Origin of the sequence: Bacillus sp. FSL H8-0534 (assembly GCF_038005885.1) — a bacterium.
Classification (GTDB): Bacteria; Bacillota; Bacilli; order Bacillales; family Bacillaceae_G; genus Bacillus_A; species Bacillus_A pseudomycoides.
The window spans coordinates 490,172-511,446 of the sequence record NZ_JBBOUC010000001.1; the positions used below are offsets into that span (position 1 = coordinate 490,172).

Below are 21,275 nucleotides of genomic sequence, written 5' to 3' on the forward strand. Positions count from 1 at the left end.
TGAGGACTGTGATTACTTTTGAATTGTTATTTGTTTCGAGCAAATTCCCATGCTAAGTGAAATTCTTCAACTGATGCATAACGTTGATTTCTATTTTTTTCTATCGTACGAGCTGCTACGTCATACAATTCTTTCCCTGCTTCCCATTTAGTGAAAGAACGATCGAGTTCCCCTCCTAAGAACGCAAAAGCGATTGCTCCCATATTAAATACATTTGTTTTCTCATCAATCACTGCATCAAGTTCGAATTCCTCAGGTGACATAAATCGTGATGATCCCCAAAGTCTTCCCATTGTATTGATATAAGGTTTCTTCTGATATAAATCGATATCACAAATCTTTGTTGTCTTTGTTTCAAAGTCATACAAAATGCTTCCATCATAAAAATCTATTGCTACATAATTTTTTCTTTCAACATGAACATGGAAAGAAAAAATATGATCTAGTGAAATAAGACGTTCTTCAATTGATAATTGTTTATAGCGATAGAACGGAGAACTAGGATTACTATATTTCGCTAGTGGTGGAAATGACCAATGGGAATGAAGGCATTCTCCGGTAAACCAATTAAAGATTGCCACATAACCGTTTTCTACTTCATAATGATCAATTAATTCGATTAGATGATCGTGTTTTAATTCTTCATAAAGAAAAATAGCTTCTTTTAATCTAGTAACAGCGGCATCTGGATTTCCCGAATACTCCATTGTTTTTGCACCAGCATATTTAACAAATCTTTTCTGACCATCTATTTCAATACCAAAGCATATATTGCCAGAATCTTGTTGATCAAATACAGTAAACACTCTACCAAGCTTCACAAGCCATTCAAAATCTTGATATTCTTTTAATTTAAAAGTTACATCATCAAAGCTAAGTGTGACTGGAATTTCGTTCATTTTACACCTCTTATTTTATATAATGAGATTAAATATTAATAAATTCGAGGAGAGTAATAAAAATCCTGTTTTGATTAGTTAAAAAGAATTACTTTTAAAGCTATGTAATTATTATGAAAGGAGTAAAAGATGGATAAAGAAATAATCATTGAACCGTATAATTTAAATTGGCATACGGAATTTGTGAAGGAGAAAGAGAAATTTATCACATTGCTAAAAAAGGACATCTTAGCGATTGAACATATCGGAAGTACGTCAGTAGAAGGGTTAGATGCTAAACCTCTTATTGATATGATGATAGGTGTTAAAGATTTAAAATTAGTTGATCATTGGATAGAACCATTGCAAACAATAGGATATGAATATGTATTTCATAAACCTTTTCCGCAGAGGCGTTTTTTTAGAAAAGGGAAATGGAGAGCAGGTACACATCATTTACACGTCTATACGCACGGTGGTCAAGATTGGAAAAACAATTTATTATTTCTTGATTTTATGAGTAATCATGAATGGGCACGTGTGGAATACAAACAATTAAAATACGAGCTTGCTATGAAGTATCCATTTGATCGAGTGGCGTATACTAATGCAAAAGAACCTTTTATTCAAAGGATCATTACACTGGCGAAAGAAAATCTATACATATAAAAATTACGGTGGGAAATTTGTTTTTTAGTTCACATAAAGTATTTCTCATCTTATTCTAATCTTTCTTTCATTCTTTTTTCTTTTTTGATTGCTACAATTTGGAATGTAGTGATGTTTTGAAATTGAAAGAGGGATGCAAAATGAAGAAAACGTTCGGAAGTCAAATTTTTAATTTGTTTATAAAGATCGCAGGAGCTTGTGTGATTGCATTTAGTGTTACAATGTTTATCGTAAACTTTATGCTAGGAGATCAAATAGGATTAAAAAGCGTAAATAAAAATCTTGGTTCTCTTGGTGAATATGGTGCGATTGCAGCTGCATCACTTTGGTTTTTACGTCATATTTGGCTGTTTTTACACAAAAATAAAATACCCGGATTCAAGTATATGAAAGAATTATATATGTTAGCAAAGAAATATCATATGTTTATCGGTTATGCTATATTAGCTGTTGCAACAACACATGGAGTTTATTTTTTTATAAGGGGAAATCACCATATGATACAGATTTACAGCGGCATATTTGCTTTTGGTAGCTTAGTATTGCTAGGAGTTGTTGGAATTCTTTTGAATAAGGTTAAAGACAGAAAAAAATCGGTATTATATCGAAACATACATCAAATGATTGCGATTCTATTTGGATTAGGATTGATCATTCATTTAATAATATAGGAGGAATTAGGGTTGCATCATATATTAATAATTGAAGATGAAGAAAGTTTAGCTGAATTTTTAGAGTTAGAATTAAAATATGAAGGATATGCAGTAGAGGTACAATACGATGGGCGAAAAGGATTGGAAGCAGCCATAGAGAAGAACTATGATATTATACTTCTTGATTTGATGTTACCAGGACTCAATGGGATTGAAGTATGTCGTAGACTGCGTGCGACGAAGAATACTCCCATCATTATGTTAACAGCGCGTGATAGTATTATGGATCGTGTTACAGGATTAGATAGCGGCGCTGATGATTACTTACCGAAGCCATTTGCAATTGAAGAACTCCTTGCACGAATACGTGTTATATTTAGACGCGAACAAAAAGAAGAAAGTAAGCCAACACTTTTGCTTGCTTTTAAAGATTTACAGTTACATGTAGAATCAAGAACGCTAAGAAAAAATGATGAAATCATTGAATTAACGAACAAAGAATTTGAGTTATTACTCATGTTTATGAAGAATATTAACCGCGTACTAACACGAGATATACTTTTAGAGCAAGTGTGGGGTTACGATGCGATTGTAGAAACAAATATTGTTGATGTATATGTTCGCTATTTACGAAACAAATTACATGGTGTAGATAAGGAGGAGTATATCCAGACTGTTAGAGGGGCTGGATATGTGATGAGATGATCAAAAATTTTGCACAGCGCATTCGAAACCTTCCGATAAAATGGAAACTAACTCTTTGGTCAACTACGTTATTATTTATCTTGTTCGCTTTATATAATGTTTTACAGTTTATTGTGATTAATCAATGGACAGTAGACTATGAAAAGAAACAAATGAACAGGCAAGTGAAAGAAATAGCAGCATATTTTACTGATAAAAAAGAAACACTTTCTAACCAAACGATTGAAAACGGTAAAGACTTCCTTAATAATATGAATGATAAACATCAGATTATTCGAATTTTAGATAAAGATGGACAACCAATTGTCTCGATTTCTCGTGATTTTAATCCGAGGTGGGCGCCTCCTAAATCGGTTACCCAACCTGAAGCTTATATAAAGAGGCATTTAGAAGATAGAATATTAATTGAACGTATGCCGATTCAAACAGCAACATTTATGGGAACAATTGAGGTTGGGAAAAATTTAGAAACTTTCGATCATTTGTTGAAAATCATTTTCGTTGTAATGGTTGCAGCTGGTATCGGTGGACTTATACTTAGTTTTTTAGGTGGAACAATTATTGCTAAACAACTTTTATTAAGTGTTCAGAATATAACTGATACGATGAATCGAATTAAAACAAACGGGTTAAAAGAAAGAGTTCCTGTACGGGAAAATAATGATGAACTTGCAAAGTTAGGCATTCTATTTAATGAATTAATGGATGATGTAGAAAAGTCTTTTTTACAACAAAAACAGTTTGTTGAAGATGCATCACATGAACTTCGAACACCCCTTACAATTATTCAAGGCCATTTATCCATGTTAAACCGTTGGGGAAAGGATGATCCTGTTATTCTACAAAAGTCACTTCAATCTAGTTTAAAAGAAGTGGATAGATTGAATAAATTAGTCTCAGAATTATTAGAGTTATCCAGAGCAGAATCAGAGCAAATGCCCTCATTAGCAGTCGAGCCTGTACATGTAAATACTGTATTAAAACAAGTAATCCAAAACTTTGAAGTTCTTCAAACTGAATTCGAATTCGATATACAATTATATGCCGAAGAGGCTTACGTGGCTATACCAACACCTTATTTAGAGCAAATAATGATTATCATACTAGATAACGCGATTAAATATACCAAAGCAAATGATAAATACATTTGTATTCAAACAAACATGCAAAAAGAAAATATTACTATACGTATTGTAGATCATGGCGTCGGAATACCCGAATCGGATTTACCATATGTACTTAATCGTTTTTATAGGGTAGATAAAGCAAGGAGTCGTAAACAGGGTGGAAATGGCCTGGGGCTTTCCATCGCAAGACGGCTTGTAGAAAAATATAATGGAAACATTATATTAGAAAGTAGGGAGAAAGAAGGTACATCAGTTACAATTTCGTTTCCTTATGTTTTACATGAAAATGAGAAATAGATGAGAAAAGTTTCAAAGTATTTTCATATTACTGTTGTATACTGTGTAAACCGATAGAACTTGTACTTTCTTAAAGTACGAATGTAATGAAAATAAGGAGAGGGTAGATATGAACTACACAGTATTTCAATGGATTAATAATTTAGCGGGAACCTCAATCATTTCAGATAAGATCATGATTATGATTACGAATAGCGCGCCTTACATGGCGATTCTTTTTATGCTTATTTTATGGTTTAGTAATACTAAAAAAGAAATGGCGATTCAAAAACAATATACTGTTGTATATACTGTTCTTACAGTCGGAGTTTCATTGCTGTTAAATGTTTTCATTCATGCAGTATATTATCATGCGCGACCTTTTGTAACTTATCATGTTCATCAATTAGTGCCACATGCAGTAGATTCATCATTTGTAAGTGATCATTCTGTACTTGTATTTTCAATAGCATTTACGATGCTATTGAGAGGGGAAAGATTAAAATATATTGCATTAATTTGGGCCGTACTAGTTGGAGTTTCACGTATTTACGTTGGTGTCCATTATCCAGCAGATATAATTGGTGGAGCATTCCTGTCATTTATAACTTGCGGCATAGTAATGCAAAGTACGCGAAAATTAGAACCATTAACACAAATGGTATTTGTAATTTATGCATCCATTGCAAAACGAATTCCATTGTTATCGAAATATAACCATACACATTAATCATACAAGTTACTAGAAAAAGAACCTATTCGTAAATGATGGGTTCTTTTTCATGCATACAAACATTAATTTCACGCACTGTATTTAATTGGAAAACAAAAAATATTAGGGCTCGTTAGAAGATATATAGCATGTGTAACTTTTCGTGAAAATTTTTTCGAACGAAATGTACGATGCCTATTGAGCACGAAACAGTCATATGTTCTGTGAAAATTCCATTGCGAAATAAGAGATTCCAGCGAATATGTTAGTTAATAGGAACCTCTCACTTCAAAATGGGATCATTCAATGACCTGTATACTTCATCCATCCACTCTCTGATCGTTTTGCTTTAAATTTACCGTAAGATAAAAGTTTCATCGCTGAACGAGTAGCTGTGTGAAAAACTAAGATCTTCATCCATTCATCTTCCATTTCACTAGGATAAGGGGTGGACTCGTAAGCATAATAAGCAGCCATGATACAAGGAACTACTTGGTCTGGTTCAAATTCATATGCAGTTGCATCATCGATAATTAAATCAATGATGCGCTTGTTTCTTTCTTTAACGTCTTTCTGGATTAACTTTTTTACCGCTTCTGGTACTAACTTTAATATTTCATTTTTCATAACAGTCACCTCATTCTTTAGCATGTCCAAATCGCTTGGAGAAATATTGAAAACATTGTGTTAAATCGGATTGCGTAAGTTGAACGGGACTATACTCATGAAATTATCAGTATGAAATAGTTCCTTTTGTACAAAATAGGTACGAACGTTTATAAGAGGAGGGATCATTCATGACGAATCGGAATGATAATCGAAAACAAAAAAGCAAATATCCAAATAACCTAAAAAATGATACTGAATTCTCAAAAGATGTAAATATTAGAAGTGAAGTAACGAAAAAAGATTTAAAAAAGTAGTGTTTTGATTTGGAATATAATTGAGAGTAATTATAAAAATCGGCGCAGTATTTAATTAGTTTTAAGCATAGAAAAAAAGAAAAGATGTGTAAACTAATTAAAGCTTACACATCTTTTCTTTTTTGATGCATTTACTCACAATGGTTTCTTCATTCAAATTTTACATAGTTGCTATTTCAAATTTCAATTACCGTATTTTTTCCAATAAAACTAAAATAATCCATAACAATATAATAATTAGCCATCACCAACGAATTAGAAATAACTTGTATATTACAAGTAATCCCAATTCAAAAAGAAGATGCATGAAAAAATTGTAGAATGGAACTATATTTCATAAAGGATTTATAAAATAGTATTAATCAGAAAAAAGAATGGGGCATTTTATCATGAACCTAACACCAGAACAAAGGATTCAATTACATGGTTTTAATAACCTCACAAAATCATTAAGTTTTAACATGTATGATATTTGCTATACAAGAACAAAAGAAGAACGAGAAGCTTATATAGAATACATAGATGAACAATATAATGCAGACAGATTAACTAAGATTTTGAAAAATGTCTCGGACATTATAGGTGCGCATGTACTGAATATTGCTAAACAAGACTATGTACCACAAGGGGCGAGCGTAACTATATTAGTATCAGAAGGTCCCGTGGTAGAAGTGCCGACAGAATCATTCACTGAATCACCTGGACCTCTTCCTGATTCAGTTGTTATGCAGTTAGATAAAAGTCATATAACGGTTCATACGTATCCTGAATATCATCCAGATGAAGGTATTAGCACTTTTAGAGCGGATATTGATGTAGCTACATGCGGTGAAATCTCACCTCTTAAGGCTTTAAATTACCTTATCCACTCATTTGATACAGATATTATGACAATTGATTACCGCGTTCGGGGATTTACAAGAGATATAACAGGTAACAAGTTATTTATTGACCATGAAATAAGTTCTATCCAAAATTACATTCCAAATAACGTGAAAAGTCTCTATGACATGATTGATGTCAATGTTTATCAAGAGCATATCTTTCATACAAAATGTAAACTAAAAGAATTTGACTTAAACAACTATCTATTTGGATATACACAAGAAAAATTATCCGTAAAAGAACAAGAGGAAATTACAAAAAAATTAAAAACGGAAATGGATGAAATATTTTACGGAAAAAACATGAGTCATGGATCAATGGGAGAAAGTTTTGAATGATACCTCTTTTTAGGGAAATACAAATAACTCCTATGTCACCTTAGCAATAAAGTAAACAAGCTGGACATCCTTAGTGTGTGAAAATCCAGCTTGTTTACCTTTTTATTTTGCTTAATGTGTGAAATTTGTATTTTGTTGTTGGTATCCCTAATTCTAGAGGGATACATACTCAAGCAAGCAATTTCACGCACTGTATTTGTATAATAAATAAAGCAAATAAACAAGTTAGCATAAACATCTAGTTTGTATGAATACCACTGGTTTATCCCGCTATTTGTGGGCAGTAATACTCCCACCTCAAAATTCTGCGAAAGCATTGTCTAGCTCTAGCGGCTAGAATCTCCGGTCGTTTCGCCCTCTCGGACGAGGCAAAAAGCGCCTCTCTGTCGGGGGCTCCAACGTCCTGCGATTCTGAGCGAGCCGCTTACGCTTTTCTAAAGAAGTTAGGTGGGAGATAAACTGCCCGTAAAAGCCCGATTGGTTCAACTAATAATCAGTGGGGAATGAAGAAAGCCCCCACTGATTAAAGTTTCACTTTATGGGAAAGAGACAGGGTTGCTGTTATAGATCGCAAAGTAGAAACACAAAGATTTGTCATCCCTGTGTTTCTTGAAGTTTCCTTTGATTACTCGATAAAGAGAACCCTAGGATATACCGGTTACTTATACAATTTTTGTAAATATTTCTTGAAACAGTTTTATCTCTCAACGAAAGAATGCTACAGCCTTCTCCTTAGGAACGTTTCCATAATATCATTCTTGAATTTTTCATAATCAAACTGAAAAGCCACATTATGCGTTTTATAACCTGGATTAGTCACAAAACGAAAGTCTGCAATACTTTGACCGAATCCTTCCCCTTGATCGGGAATTACTTTGATGGGTACTCTTGAAAGACCAACAGCCTCTTGATTCAGCAAATACCACACTGTTACAAAATCATGCATAGGGCTTCCTCCTATACCGGGATTCGACTTGGAGTAGAAATTATAATAGTAGTCTAACATAGGCTTAATGATGAGTCCTGCAATATCCTGTGTATCCTGATGAAATGCATCGATTTGTTGGACCATTTCGGGTGTAACAACCGCATGTTGAGTTACATTTAACGGAATAATTGTCAAGTTCTTCGCATGCTGCAGAATTAAGTTTGCTGCATAAGGATCCGCATAAAAGTTAGCTTCAGCCACCGCAGTCACGTTTCCTGGATAAAAAAAAGCTCCGCCCATGCAAATGTATTCTCTCACATTCCGCATTGTTTCTAAATTTAAAACAAAGGTCGTAGCTAACGAAGAAAGTCTTCCCAAATTGATAATTGTAAGATCATCTAAATTTGAATTTATAATTTGGTAAATATCATTTAAGGGATAAACTGGATAAGAAATTTCAGGTGGAATGATAGGTCCTAATCCGACTTTTCCATGTACCTCAGGAAAATACTGAACCAATATACCCGTTAACGGTACAGAAGCACCAAGGAATACAAGTATCTCTTTTTTTCCCGCAATGTACTTCAAATAGTTAATATTTCTTATGGCATTCTCTCTTGATACATTTCCATAATCGGCTACAATCCCTAAAATTTGAATATCTTTACGAAAAAAGGTGTACAGGATGGCAAATGCATCGTCAATTCCCAAATCTGTAAACAGGAGAACCTTTTTTAGCATGTGTATTCCTCCAAAAGTTATAGAGTTCTATTTTCACTAAGGATGTAGTGAGTAGGCTTGTACATATATATTTTATGTATTCCTATAGAGTGAATTCTATTCATATGTAGTTGAAATAGAACATCATTAGGAAACTTACGGTGTTAAGGTGAGTGTATTATGCCCAACTTTTGCAGATGCACCAATAATTGTAAAATACTTTAATAAAAGTAGATGAATTCTTGGAGTGGTTGACGCTTTTATTAAAAATTGTAGAAACATTCTAGCTTAACATTAATTTTGTTGTTGAAATTCTGAATATTAAAATGTAATATAAAAAAAGCGTGTTTAACAATGTACTTATTTTAGATAAGAAAATGTATTTACAATAAAGGTGTGTGTAAGTGATAAGGAGGAAGGGGTTAACAACTATACAGATGAATTTTAAAGTTCATCAACATATAAACTTACTGGATTCTAAAATAGTGAGCAAAGCATACAGTTTCACAGTAAAAGTTACATGGAGGTTTCAGAAATGGGAAATGAAGGTAGATTTCAAGAAAAGCAACAAGCCCGTCGACAACGCAGTGTTGTTAATATTGGATTAAGTTTAGTATTATTGACAGTCAGCATGGTATCTTATCAGTTATTTTTTACTGATCATACAAAAGGAAAAGAACATCCAGAAGAAAAGAAAGTAGCCCAATTAGCATCTAAAGAGGCGAAAAACAATAAATTAGAGGAACGAAAAACAAAACAATCAGAAGCAGACTCATCAAAGGAACAAGCAAACAAAGAAAGTGAAAAACAAAAATTAATAGAACAGCAAAATCAAGAGAAAGAAAGCTCAAAAGTACAGGAAAAAGAAAAAGAAAAACAGAACAATGAAAATCTAGTAAAAAAACAAGAAGAACAAAAGGATAATAAAATTGAAGAACAGAAGGCTAATGTAGAAACAATAAATAAAAATCAATCAGATAGAGATGCAAATCAAACAGAACAAAATAAGCAATGGAATCCAGTTGGTACAGAGCAAGGGGCAAAACCTGCCATGCAATTTAAAGAGGGAACGACAGATTGGAATGAGATGAAAAAAGCAATTTCCTACGCTGTTGAGGTTCCTGAATCACAACTCATTTATGATTTTATTGGAAATAACGGAACGAATAAGGCCTATGGTAATGTGCGAGATAAGCAAAGCAATAAAAAATATAAAGTGTATATTGATTGGATTGAAAATAAAGGCTGGAAACCAGTATCTGTTCAAGCTGTGAAATAATTATACCGACAGATATTCCGCCGAAATTCAGCAAATAAAGCAAAGACTCTCCCAAACGGAGAGTCTTTTATATGAGTTATTATTTTTGATATCTTTGCTGTTTATTTATGTGGTTTCTTTTCGTTTATCAAATGCAAACAGGTTAAGTTCTTCAGAATCATTGGCCAGCTGCATCGATCGTTCAAACCGCAACCCTACTTTTTCAAGAAGTTTGGCTGAAGCGTGATTATCTGGAGTAGTAATCCCCACAATACGATTTAGCCCCAATTTATCTTTTCCATATGCCATCACCGCAGAAGCTGCTTCATAGGCGTATCCTTTAGCCCAATACTTTGGGAGAAAGGCAAATCCAATATCTACATCTTCCAAGGAATCTCTTTTTACTAGACCACAAATTCCAATCGGAACATGATCCTCCTTCCGTTCTACTAAAAAAAGACAGAAACCAAATTGCTCATACATGCGAATCGGTCCATTCAAAATATAGATCCTTGCATCTTCTAACGTTCTCACACCGCGATCTCCTATAAATTGTAACCAAGAGGGGTCATTCAAAAGCTCGAGGATAAACGCTGCATCGTCGGTTGTTTGTAGGCGAAGAGTAAGACGCTCTGTTTCGAGAATATTCAAAAGAAATACACCTTCCTTTCAGTATTATATTCTATCTAGATATCATAATCGTATATTAACTTAAAACTCAAGGGTATTTTTTCGTGAGGTACACATTATATGTTAACCGTTGTAACAAACATTTTTTTATGTACGCCACTTGGTACAATAATTAGTAGAAGATATTATATTTGGAGAAAATATCACGAATTAACAAGTAAGTTATAAAATCAAAGCTTCACTTGATTAGTAAATGATGAAATGGTGATACTAATAATTATGAAACGTTTATGATAAGGGATGGTATTATGATTTTTATTTATACAGATTTTGGCGGAACACATACAACTTCACTTGCAGCAGCATATCATTTAAACAAACTCCCCACTGATCGAAGACTGACAAAAGAAGAAATTTTAAATGTGGACTATTTTAATAAGCTTAAAACGTCTGATATGGGAAAAATAATTTTTCATGGAAGGGACGAAGGAGGAAATCCGGTTTATACAGTAGGACACGGGACATCAAAAGTAGTTGTTCCATCCATGAAAAATTTAGCGGAAATTCTTCAACATCAGTATCAAAACAATGAAAAAATCATTTTTTCAAATACTTCACCAACAGTTCCACTTCCTATGACGTTTGGAGGATTGTTTTCAAGAAGATTACATATTGATTTTATTGGTGTTCCCTTACTCGTATGGGGAGCAAAACTGTGTTGTGATAATATACAACGACTTGTTGATTATACAAAAGAAGCGGGTAGAATGACTAATGATTATGTTGTTATTTTAGAGAATGAAACTTTCAAATAAAAAATGCAGGATTTATTGGAATCCTGCATTTTTTCTATATCAATTCAACTTTTTTTCGAATGACAATCTTATCAATTTCGTCTTCTTCATCCCCAATATATAAGCCACGTTCTTTTAAATATGTTTCAAAATATAAATCTGCTTCTGCACGTTCATCATAAGGTTTTACAGATAAAACAAATCCTAATTTATTTTGTTCCTCTAAATGAGAAGTAGAGATATAAGCGGGGGTATTATGACGTAAGAATAGCTCCTTAACAGGAATTATCATATCCTTCATTAGCTTTGATAACATGCTCATTTCAAAATCAAAGTTAAATCGATCAATACTAGATATGTCAGCAAATACCACCCCAATAAAGCCTGTATTAAATACTTCTTGAAATTCGGCGTCTTGCTTATCATAAAAATTCTTTTCAATTAAGTAATTTTTAAAATAAGCAACACCATCAGCTTGTTCAAAAGGTTTTGTTGAAAGAACAAAACCTATCTTCTTTTGTTTATGTAAATACACACAAGACATATGTGCAGAAATATTATGCTCTTTAAATAAAGAACTTGTTGCGCCTGCAAGGCCATCTAATACATGATGGACAATTTGAAGCTTTTTACGGGCAAAATAATAGGATTTTTTTTGTAGTTCCAATGTATCAATAAACACAGAACCGATAAAGCCTGTATTTGAGATAGTAGGTGTATGCTTTTTTCTTCCTCTGCGTTTGTTTTGAGCCATTGTAAAAATCATCCCTTCAAGTACGATTGAAATAAAAGAACGTTTGTTCGTATATTTATATTTTACTATTTAATCGTTATAAAGTAAAGGGATTTTTACCGGAAAAACATAAAAAAGACACCTTTTAAAAAGTGCCCTGAATGCGATAGGGAAGAGGATTCAACCCATTTTATTTACGATTTATATTATGAAACAGAGACAAGTTCTTCTGCATCTTCTACATCTAAATGACAATCCATTGTACGTACATCTTGATCTTCATGACTTCCGAAATAAATAGTAATTTTCATATGTATCGCTCCTTTATTCTAGGAATACCTAAAATAATTACTAGTAATGTTACTGCCTATTATATACCACTTTTTCCATTTCGACAATCTTATCCAGTTTATAATTTTATTTTGTAAATATTAAGAATATTTGTTATGATACACTTAATTAAATGTAAGGAGGAATTAACATGTTAAAAACTTTAAAAACATTCTCAAGTAAAGGAAGAGGAGTGCATAGTATTTAAGCTAACTTAACACTCCTGCTTCCGCGAAGAATATAAATATCGGAAAGTAGGAGAACGTTTGGATAAGTATACGCTGGCAAATCATAATATTTCTATTTTATTTTGGGTACATTTTTTTGGAACAATTAGCTTTTTACAAGCAGTTATGACGTTGTTTTATGTGGAAAGAGGATTAACTCCTTCAAATATTTTTATTGTATTGATGTGCTGGAGTGGAGCGGTTTTAATTGGAGAAGTACCAGCAGGCATTTTTGCAGATCGTTTCAGTTTAAAACTCTCTTTTATAACAGGCGCTTGCATAAAAATTATAAGTATCTCTATTTTGTTCTTTGCTGATAACATATGGCTATTTTGTTTATATAGCTTATTGAATGGTTTATCAGTCACATTTTTTTCGGGTGCTGATGAAGCCTTAATATACGAATCTTTAAAAGAAACGAATGAACAACATCTTATGGATAAAGCGATGGGAAAAATTCAATCCGCTAGCTTTATTTCAATGTTGATTGCTGTTATTTTCGGATCTTATTTTGCGAAAGATTTGAAGGAAGAGCAATTCTTTATTTTAATTACACTCGGACTTCTTTTTCATTTCGTAGAATTAATTTTACTTTTATTTATAAAAAATCCGGCGGTGGAATTTGAATATAATGAGTCAGCTTATTCACAAGTAATCGAAGGAATACAAGTTATCCGAAGAGCACCTCAATTACTTATTATGTTCTTAAATATATCGCTTGTATTTATTCCAGCGAGTGCAGTTTTTGACAACTATGATCAATTACTTTTGAAAAATGCAGGCGTGCCCGTATTTGCAATTGGCATATTATATGCAGTCGCTGCAATAGGCGGATATTTTGCATCCATTTCTATAGGGTGGTTAACCCGAAAATTCTCTCGTATATTTTTATTAAATCTTTCAGGTGCATTAGCTGTCTGTGGATTACTATTAGCAGCGTGCTTTGGAAATACGTTGTGGAGCGTTTTAGGAGCATTTATTATATTACGATTTGTAAGAGCAATAAGATATCCGATTTATTCACAGCTGAGTAATGATATAATTCCATCACATGTACGTGCAACAACAATTTCATTGTTATCAGTACTAGATTCTGTACTGGATTTAATTATTTTTGGTACGTTATCTATACTTGCTGTATACGGGTTACCTGTTATGTTTATGGGTTGTACTATAATTGCACTGATAGGTACTTGCTTACCGATTAAAGGTATAAGAGAAGTGCCTAAAAATATTGAATCGTAAATCTGTTTTAAGGCGACCATTCTTTAAGGTATATCCAAGCCTTAGAGGATGGTTATTTTTTATCAAGACATTAGCTATCCAGTTGTTTATTTTGTAGACTGAATGATTTTGTTACAAAGCTTTAATAACATATTTATACGTGCTTAAATTTTATCGTGTAACATATATAAATAGAGTATAAGATTAGGAGTTAAAATATCACTATGAAAAAAGCACTTATTACTACAACTGTTTGCATCTTGATAGGAATAAGCATTGCTATTCTACAGCAAACAAAAGAAATAAATTATATAAAAGCTAAGAATCGATCAGATCATGTCATAACAATTGCCCATAGAGGGGCATCTGCATATGCTCCAGAACATACAATATCAGCCTATAAATTAGGTCAACAATTCAAAGGTGATTATATAGAAATAGATCTTCAAATGACAAAGGATGGACACTTAATTGCTATGCATGATAATACATTAAATCGAACAACAAACGGATCAGGACTTGTTAAAGATCATACATTAGAAGAAATAAAAAGACTTGATGCTGGTAGCTTCTTTAATAAAAAACATCCCAAGCTATCAAAAGAAGAATTTAAGGACGTAAAAGTACCAACGCTTGAAGAGATTATTGAAACGTTTGGCCATGATGCTCGTTATTATATTGAAACAAAATCACCAGAGGACTATCTAGGAATGGAAGAAAAGCTTTTAGAAATACTGAATCGATACCAACTAAGTGATCCCGCTATTGTAAAGGAGAAAATAATCATCCAATCATTTAGCACTGAAAGTTTAAAAAAGATTCATAGTCTAAATTCTAGCATTCCGCTGGTGCAATTATTAACACACAAAAAAGCAGTCAGACTAACCAATGAAGACTTAAAGGCGTATAAAACTTATTGTGTAGGCTTGGGCATGAACTATACATATATGAATGCTACCGACGTTCCAAAAATACAAAAACAAGGCTTAGAAGTTCACCCATTTACAGTAGATAAAGAGGAAGATATGAAAAAAATGATTGAATGGGGTGTAGATGGGATGTTTACGAATTATCCGGATCGTTTACAGCATGTAATTTTATCATTATCCATTAGTAATGAAATAGATTAACCTAAGTTACAAAAATATAATATAATTAGCAATGGGGTTAAGCCTCTTATTCATTTCTTATAAGGAGAGTGCTTATTATGATTATTAAGTTCATTCGTTTCCGTTAATTTCAGGTACATTTCTATTCGTTCATTTTTCTAAAGGGAATTTTGGGCTGTCTTGATGTACCTTTTTTCAAATGACCAAATTCGAATGAAATGAGGAATGAATTATGAAAGAAAAGATAAATAAAATTAATGGAATTGATATATGCACAGAGAGTTTTGGAAATCCTAATCACCCAGCGACTTTACTGATTATGGGAGCAATGTGTTCGATGGTTTACTGGGATGAAGAGTTCTGTAAACGATTAGCAGATACAGGGCGATACGTTATTCGATATGATCATCGAGATGTTGGGCGTTCCGTTACCTACAAGCCAGGAAGTTCTCATTATACTGTGATAGACATGGCGGATGATGCTGTTGGAGTACTCGATGCATACGATATTAATCATGCACATATTGTAGGAATGTCTTTGGGAGGTATGATTGCTCAAATTATCGCAGTAAGGCATCCTCAAAGAGTCCTAACAATGACATTGATTGCATCAAGTATTTATGGGTCTGATGAAAACAATCGGAATTTACCTCCAATGGATGAAAAAATTCTTGCTTATCATGCGAATGGAAGCAAATTGGATTGGACAGATAACGAATCTGTTGTGAATTATTTGGTTAGAGGATCAGCATTACTCTGTGGACCAAAGCATAAATTTGATGAGCAAAGAGTTACGAAGCAGGTAACAAAAGAAATAAAACGAGCAAACAATCTACTCAGCATGTTTAATCATGCACTGCTTAAAGGTGATGATTACTATGAGGGGAAATTAAAAAAAATAAATATATCTACTTTAGTTATTCACGGCACCGAAGATACGGCACTTCCGTATGAGCATGGCTTAGCTCTAGCAAATGAAATTCCTAATGCGTCGTTACTACCACTAGAGGGAACGGGGCATGAAATTCATTTTGATGATTGGGATAATATAATTAACGCTATTTCGAAACATACTTCAAGAGTGTAGGGAATTACACAGTCAAAATAGACGATTTAAGAAGTTTTCTGCTCCTTAGATCGTCTATTTTTTATTGACACTTCGTTTCAACTATTCACGAATAATAAATTGTATTTTATCTAAATGGCTTTTTTTCTTTGGACTAAAATGATTGAGTAGTAATAAAAAAATCGCTGAATCCAGTTATCGAAGCAGAATATTTACTGCATGATTAATAGCGTTTCTATTTTTTCAAAGAGGAATAGAGCTTTTTACTTGTTTGTATGCTTTTTATATTTTTTTATAACCATTATTGTAAGTGGGGTACCAATCAATGTTGGTAAAAACCAAAACGATAGTGTAGGAAGTAAATTTAATATCGGTATAGAATTCCCTATGTTCACTAGGAGAGCCGTTACAGCACCTATATATGAACCTAGCATACCTCTAATATGATGATGAATCCAATTTTTCCAGCGTCTTTTTCTTGCAAGATAGCCATAAATAGCAAATGAATAAGAAAAAAGTGCGACATAAAACAAATAAGCAATCTCATTCCAATGTAAAATAGACAATATAATTGCAGTGATGAATATTACAACGTAAGATGCATGATAAACTTCACCCCATTCTGTATGAGTTCCTTTTCTCTTTTTTGCAGACATTGCGACAGCTCCTGAAATTAAACATATGATCCCAAATAGAATATGAATTATTAAAAGTATAGGAAAGATATCCAATATACTTCCTCCTTTGCCATTTTAATATTTTTGGTTTGTTAAAGAAGAGATGAAATACATCTTTGATTCAATTTAATATATTGAAATTAAGGTGTTTGTAGAACATCTTCTAGCAATAATAATTTTCATCATATTTTGTTTGCTGATATAAAATGTATATTGTAAATTAAGAAACTACTTCATATTTGAAAAGATATTATAGTTCTAAAAAAGGTGTAAAATAGAAACTGCTTTTGCAGAAATTCTAGGGCTTGATGAGGATTCGTATGAGCAATTTATTATATTTGGAAAAAAATTAAATTATGATAAGGAGGTATATAATAATGGCTGAAAAAACGAGAATAATAGAAATCATGTCTTATAATCCTGAATGGAAAATGGAGTTCAAGAAAATCAAAATAATGATTGAAAGTTATATCGGCGATTTAATTTTAAGAATTGAGCATGTAGGTAGTACCTCTGTTGAAGGGTTAGCAGCAAAACCAATTATTGATATTGATGTAGTTATAGAAAGTTACGATCTATTACCTGACATTATAGAACGATTAGAAAAAAAAGGTTATCACCATCAAGGAGATCTAGGTGTTGAAGGACGTGAAGCTTTTCAAAGAAATAATGAAGATAATTTTATGAAATACCACCTCTATGTCTGCCCGAAGGATGGGAAAGGCTATTTAGAACATGTCGCTTTACGGGATTATTTATCAGCAAATGAGGGTGCACGGAAAGAATATGAAGAACTGAAATATCGATTAGCTGAGAACTATCGATATAATATTGATGGTTATTGTGAAGCTAAAACTGATTTTGTAAAAGGGATTTTGAATAAGACGCTTTATATAAACTAAAAAGAAAAAGTGGGAATTACTACTTGTAATAGAAGAACAAATAGAATCTAATTAAATTGGAAATTTCAAAAATATTTTCATCTTTCTTATCTACCAATATGGTTAAACAATTATAAGTTAACTCAAAGATTTGATTTGGACAGTTTATGAAAAGGTAGAGAAGAATGTATCAGGAAGTTGTCAACACCTAACATATGAATGTATGAGTACCCGCTTGAAAGTCCTCTTCCTTAAATGAAGAGGACTTTTCTATGGTTCTATTAATTCCCTAACAATTTGACTTATCTGATAGATTCCTTGCGTAAGATCTTGGACAGGTACATAGCCATACGATAAACGAATATGTTGATCAGATTCCTCTTCATAAATACGCCCTGGGTTAAGAAGAATCCCTTTAGATAATGCTTTTGGAAATAGTTTTTTCATTGAAATTTTAGGTTGTATCTTTAACCATATAAACAATCCTCCGCTAGGGGCATTCCATGTTGCGATGTCTTTACAATACAGGTCCAGCGCTTGTATCATGATTTTTCTTCGTTCTTTCAGCTGCAATCTCACGGACGCTACATGTTTTTGATATAAACCACTAGACAACCATTCAGCGGCAACTCTTTGTGATAATGAACTAGATCCATAATCTGTTTGCATTTTTATGTCTGATAATCTTTCAATCACAGGTTCTGGACCAATTACCCATCCAATTCTTAATCCAGGACTAAGTGTTTTCGATAAGCTACCGACATACAATACGTGCCCATTTTGATCCATTGCCTTTAATGATAGTGGAGGTAGTTCATCAATCCATAATTCATGATAAATATCATCTTCAATAATAGGAAGTTGTTCTTTTTCACAAACATTCATAAGTTCTTTCCGTCGACTTTCCAACATTAAGACACCTGTTGGATTGTGAAAACAAGGGATAGAATATAAAATGTTTTTCGTTTTATTATATTTACTTCGTCTAGACAAATCGCTTGGTACGATACCACACTCATCCATCGATATTCCAGAAAGATGTATATCTGTTGATTGAAATACATGAAGCGAATATAAATATGAAGGTTTTTCAAGTAGAACTGTGGATTCCCTATGCAAAAGACCAACTGATATTAACTGTAGTGCTTGCAATGCTCCGGAAACGATTAGTATAGAAGACGGAGATGTATGAATACCGAATGATTTCACATAATCACTTATTGTCTGGCGTAAAGGGAAAAGTCCTTTTGGTTCTTCATATCCGAAAGTATCTAGTTCCTTAGACACATTATGTATAACTAATTTCATTGTTTCTAACGGAAAAATATCAGAAGAAAGTTCACCTTTACTAAGTTGAATAAAGTCTTTGTTTGATTCGATTTCATTAATTTCTTGAACAATTAATTTACTTGGTTTATGTACTCCTGTTTTTACATACTCGTTCCAATTAGGTGGAGGATTCGTTGCTAATAATGACCATGTATTATTCATTACAATTGTTCCCATACCCATTTGTCCTCTAAGTAAACCGTCTGCTGTTAGTTCTTCTAACGCTATAATTACTGTACTTCGATTCTTTTAGAGAGGAAATGATAGCGAATCGTTGAATATATAGGAAGTGTATTCGAACTATTAAAATCCGATAAAGAAACAATTATGAAAGAAAGATATTTTTTAAATAGGATAATTTGTTATTCAAAAAGGAGTCCATATGATGAATATCCAATTAAAAATAATAACAAGAGATAACTGGGAAGAAGCACTGAAATTACAAGTATCGAAGAAACAAACTACATTTGTACCACCAGTAGCAGTATCACTTGCGAAAGTATATATTAAGCCGGATGGTGAAAATGTCGAATACATTCCATTAGCCATATATGATGACGATAGTATGATTGGATTCATTATGCATGCATTCGAATCCAATACATCGGACATGTATTGGATTAACGGATTTATGATTGATGAGCATCATCAAGGAAAAGGATATGGTAAAACTGCTTTAGCTGAAATGATTAAATGGATTACAAATGAATTTACGGAATGTAAGGAGATTCGATTAACTGTACATAAAGAGAATATTATTGCAAAGAGGTTATATGAAGGTTATGGATTTAAAAAACTTGATTATGTTTATGACGAAGAGCAAGTATATCGTTTATATGTCTAACTTTTATTTAGAAAAGGTTGTGATCTAGCGCATGGAATTTAATGAAGTAAAAATCGAAATATTTATCCCAGAGGAATATATTGAAACTCTACGAGATAAATTAAATAACATTCACGCTTGTAAGGTCGGAAATTACGATAATTGTCTATCTTACAGCACAGTTAAAGGGTACTGGAGACCTTTAGATAATGCAACACCTTTTTGCAACACCTTTTGATGGAGAAATCGGTCAAATATGTGAAGGGCAAGAATGTAAAGTCGAAATAAGGTGTAAACAAGACATTGTAAAAGACACACTTACCATAATTAATCGAATTCACCCTTACGAAACACCCATGATTTATATCATGCCACTACTAAATGCATATTTTGGACAAGTTTAATATTCTCAGAGGATATCACTTTCAAAAAACATGAAGTTAGTATTGTAATTTCATTTGTTAAAGATTACTTAAAGGTGTATTCAAAATCTATTCACGATAGTTCTAGAAAAACAAAAAATAATAATAAAGACTTAATGAGAATACATGCTATGTTACTACAAAAGGAGGGAAATCTTAATTGAAAACAAAATTTCATCATATTGTAAGAGGGATAATTATAAAAGATAAAAAGCTTTTAATAGCAAACTACAAAGGGCATCACTCTTTTCTACCAGGTGGTCATGTTGAGTTAGGAGAATCTGCAGAATGTGCATTAATTCGCGAACTTAGAGAAGAACTGGACATCAATTGTGAAGTTAAGCGCTTTTTAGGAGTGATTGAAAACCAGTGGCAAGATAGTGAAATACTTCATTATGAAATTAATCATGTTTTCGAAGTTGATAGTAACGACTTACATAGTGATATAGAACCAATTTCTAAAGAGTCTCACCTAGATTTTAGTTGGATTATTCCTAATAATGAAAATCTAATTGCATATAAAATAATGCCTGAACCTTCAGTCCGAGGATTAATAGAAAAGGTGCAAAAAGAGGAATTATCAAGTTGTTGGCTTAGCAATTTATAAAATAACATGCAAGAGTACTACGTTGTAAAAAAACATGATATAAGTACCCTTTCTCGAAAAACTAATATACTCTTAGTTCATCTTTTTAAAAATTTCATATCTGTGTTTTTTTATGACTAAAAGATATCACGCAAAAAACTACCACGCTTAAGCTATAGAACTAGAAAATGATGACATAAAGCTAAATGTTATTGTTTAAATTCATATTTTATAATTTCCATTTATAAAAATGAGCCCATAGTAAAAACAACCTAAAAATAGGCATATGAACAAGGTGCATCATCTAGTGATAGGTCATATTTTGTTGGTGTACGTATTGAACTTAGTTTATAGCGCTATTTCTATTTAGAT

At 32.6% G+C, this 21,275-nt stretch carries 21 protein-coding genes and 3 pseudogenes; 17 read left to right on the forward strand and 7 right to left on the reverse strand.

Annotated features, from left to right (window positions below):
* Positions 1 to 26: 26 nt before the first annotated feature.
* The gene (locus tag MHH71_RS02730; RefSeq protein WP_003203550.1) at positions 27 to 899 is read right to left on the reverse strand and encodes a serine/threonine protein kinase; all 873 of its coding nucleotides are present in this window, start codon (positions 897 to 899) and stop codon (positions 27 to 29) included.
* Between the two features lie 129 nt (positions 900 to 1,028).
* Between MHH71_RS02730 and MHH71_RS02735 the strand changes: the two genes are divergently transcribed.
* From MHH71_RS02735 to MHH71_RS02755, 5 genes are all read left to right on the forward strand, one after another.
* Positions 1,029 to 1,547 carry a GrpB family protein gene (locus MHH71_RS02735; RefSeq protein ID WP_006094946.1) on the forward strand — a complete coding sequence of 173 codons (519 nt, stop codon included), beginning with the start codon at positions 1,029 to 1,031 and terminating at the stop codon, positions 1,545 to 1,547.
* A gap of 140 nt (positions 1,548 to 1,687) precedes the next feature.
* The gene (locus MHH71_RS02740; protein ID WP_018780545.1) at positions 1,688 to 2,218 is read left to right on the forward strand and encodes a hypothetical protein; all 531 of its coding nucleotides are present in this window, start codon (positions 1,688 to 1,690) and stop codon (positions 2,216 to 2,218) included.
* A gap of 12 nt (positions 2,219 to 2,230) precedes the next feature.
* Positions 2,231 to 2,905, forward strand: a complete 675-nt coding sequence (locus MHH71_RS02745; RefSeq protein ID WP_003203539.1) for a response regulator transcription factor — start codon at positions 2,231 to 2,233, stop codon at positions 2,903 to 2,905.
* Positions 2,902 to 4,329 carry a HAMP domain-containing sensor histidine kinase gene (locus tag MHH71_RS02750; RefSeq protein ID WP_033798891.1) on the forward strand — a complete coding sequence of 476 codons (1,428 nt, stop codon included), beginning with the start codon at positions 2,902 to 2,904 and terminating at the stop codon, positions 4,327 to 4,329. Before MHH71_RS02745 ends, MHH71_RS02750 begins: the two co-directional genes overlap by 4 nt.
* A 109-nt stretch (positions 4,330 to 4,438) precedes the next feature.
* A complete protein-coding gene (locus MHH71_RS02755) occupies positions 4,439 to 5,038 on the forward strand; it encodes an undecaprenyl-diphosphatase (RefSeq protein ID WP_018765976.1) in 600 nt (199 codons plus the stop codon).
* A 285-nt stretch (positions 5,039 to 5,323) separates the two neighbouring features.
* Here the strand turns inward: MHH71_RS02755 and MHH71_RS02760 are convergent, their stop codons facing one another.
* Positions 5,324 to 5,647: a hypothetical protein gene (locus MHH71_RS02760; RefSeq protein WP_018765975.1), complete on the reverse strand. Its 324-nt coding sequence runs from the start codon at positions 5,645 to 5,647 to the stop codon at positions 5,324 to 5,326.
* Positions 5,648 to 5,817: 170 nt separating this feature from the next.
* Between MHH71_RS02760 and MHH71_RS02765 the strand changes: the two genes are divergently transcribed.
* Complete coding sequence (locus tag MHH71_RS02765; RefSeq protein ID WP_006094941.1) at positions 5,818 to 5,943, forward strand: hypothetical protein; 126 nt, start codon at positions 5,818 to 5,820, stop codon at positions 5,941 to 5,943.
* Positions 5,944 to 6,332: 389 nt separating this feature from the next.
* A complete protein-coding gene (gene speD, locus MHH71_RS02770; protein ID WP_033798890.1) occupies positions 6,333 to 7,166 on the forward strand; it encodes an adenosylmethionine decarboxylase in 834 nt (277 codons plus the stop codon).
* A gap of 718 nt (positions 7,167 to 7,884) precedes the next feature.
* Here speD and MHH71_RS02775 read toward each other — a convergent pair.
* Entirely contained in the window at positions 7,885 to 8,835 is a 951-nt protein-coding gene (locus MHH71_RS02775; protein ID WP_033798895.1) for a nucleoside hydrolase, read from the reverse strand.
* A 514-nt stretch (positions 8,836 to 9,349) separates the two neighbouring features.
* Here MHH71_RS02775 and MHH71_RS02780 point away from each other — a divergent pair.
* Positions 9,350 to 10,093 (forward strand): YrrS family protein, encoded by a 744-nt coding sequence (locus tag MHH71_RS02780; protein WP_018780541.1) that lies wholly within the window; start codon positions 9,350 to 9,352, stop codon positions 10,091 to 10,093.
* Between the two features lie 105 nt (positions 10,094 to 10,198).
* On the opposite strand, the gene MHH71_RS02785 is transcribed toward MHH71_RS02780, so the two are convergent.
* Positions 10,199 to 10,723 (reverse strand): GNAT family N-acetyltransferase, encoded by a 525-nt coding sequence (locus MHH71_RS02785; protein ID WP_006094954.1) that lies wholly within the window; start codon positions 10,721 to 10,723, stop codon positions 10,199 to 10,201.
* 90 nt (positions 10,724 to 10,813) lie between these two features.
* Here MHH71_RS02785 and MHH71_RS30495 point away from each other — a divergent pair.
* Positions 10,814 to 10,930: pseudogene (locus MHH71_RS30495) on the forward strand (DUF1453 domain-containing protein); the annotation flags it as partial.
* Between the two features lie 80 nt (positions 10,931 to 11,010).
* Positions 11,011 to 11,517, forward strand: a complete 507-nt coding sequence (locus MHH71_RS02790) for a DUF3189 family protein (protein WP_018765970.1) — start codon at positions 11,011 to 11,013, stop codon at positions 11,515 to 11,517.
* Positions 11,518 to 11,551: 34 nt separating this feature from the next.
* Here MHH71_RS02790 and MHH71_RS02795 read toward each other — a convergent pair whose 3' ends face one another.
* Positions 11,552 to 12,262, reverse strand: a complete 711-nt coding sequence (locus MHH71_RS02795) for a hypothetical protein (protein ID WP_006094955.1) — start codon at positions 12,260 to 12,262, stop codon at positions 11,552 to 11,554.
* Between the two features lie 563 nt (positions 12,263 to 12,825).
* Here MHH71_RS02795 and MHH71_RS02800 point away from each other — a divergent pair.
* From MHH71_RS02800 to MHH71_RS02810, 3 genes are all read left to right on the forward strand, one after another.
* Positions 12,826 to 14,031, forward strand: coding sequence for an MFS transporter (locus tag MHH71_RS02800; protein ID WP_003197956.1), 1,206 nt, complete (start codon positions 12,826 to 12,828; stop codon positions 14,029 to 14,031).
* A 203-nt stretch (positions 14,032 to 14,234) separates the two neighbouring features.
* A complete protein-coding gene (locus tag MHH71_RS02805) occupies positions 14,235 to 15,140 on the forward strand; it encodes a glycerophosphodiester phosphodiesterase (protein WP_006094956.1) in 906 nt (301 codons plus the stop codon).
* A 211-nt stretch (positions 15,141 to 15,351) separates the two neighbouring features.
* Complete coding sequence (locus MHH71_RS02810; protein WP_018765965.1) at positions 15,352 to 16,206, forward strand: alpha/beta fold hydrolase; 855 nt, start codon at positions 15,352 to 15,354, stop codon at positions 16,204 to 16,206.
* A 242-nt stretch (positions 16,207 to 16,448) separates the two neighbouring features.
* Here the strand turns inward: MHH71_RS02810 and MHH71_RS02815 are convergent, their stop codons facing one another.
* A complete protein-coding gene (locus MHH71_RS02815) occupies positions 16,449 to 16,916 on the reverse strand; it encodes a DUF2306 domain-containing protein (RefSeq protein WP_018765964.1) in 468 nt (155 codons plus the stop codon).
* A gap of 323 nt (positions 16,917 to 17,239) precedes the next feature.
* On the opposite strand from MHH71_RS02815, the gene MHH71_RS02820 reads away from it, so the two are divergent.
* Positions 17,240 to 17,764, forward strand: coding sequence for a GrpB family protein (locus MHH71_RS02820; RefSeq protein WP_006094958.1), 525 nt, complete (start codon positions 17,240 to 17,242; stop codon positions 17,762 to 17,764).
* 249 nt (positions 17,765 to 18,013) lie between these two features.
* Here the strand turns inward: MHH71_RS02820 and MHH71_RS02825 are convergent.
* Positions 18,014 to 19,318: pseudogene (locus MHH71_RS02825) on the reverse strand (aminotransferase-like domain-containing protein); the annotation flags it as partial.
* Between the two features lie 139 nt (positions 19,319 to 19,457).
* On the opposite strand from MHH71_RS02825, the gene MHH71_RS02830 reads away from it, so the two are divergent.
* From MHH71_RS02830 to MHH71_RS02840, 3 genes and pseudogenes are all read left to right on the forward strand, one after another.
* Positions 19,458 to 19,916 (forward strand): GNAT family N-acetyltransferase, encoded by a 459-nt coding sequence (locus MHH71_RS02830; RefSeq protein ID WP_033798898.1) that lies wholly within the window; start codon positions 19,458 to 19,460, stop codon positions 19,914 to 19,916.
* A gap of 31 nt (positions 19,917 to 19,947) precedes the next feature.
* Positions 19,948 to 20,299 (forward strand): annotated as a pseudogene (gene cutA / locus MHH71_RS02835) (divalent cation tolerance protein CutA).
* Between the two features lie 178 nt (positions 20,300 to 20,477).
* On the forward strand, positions 20,478 to 20,924 hold the full coding sequence (locus MHH71_RS02840) for an NUDIX domain-containing protein (RefSeq protein WP_003197936.1): 447 nt from the start codon (positions 20,478 to 20,480) through the stop codon (positions 20,922 to 20,924).
* Positions 20,925 to 21,275 lie beyond the last annotated feature (351 nt).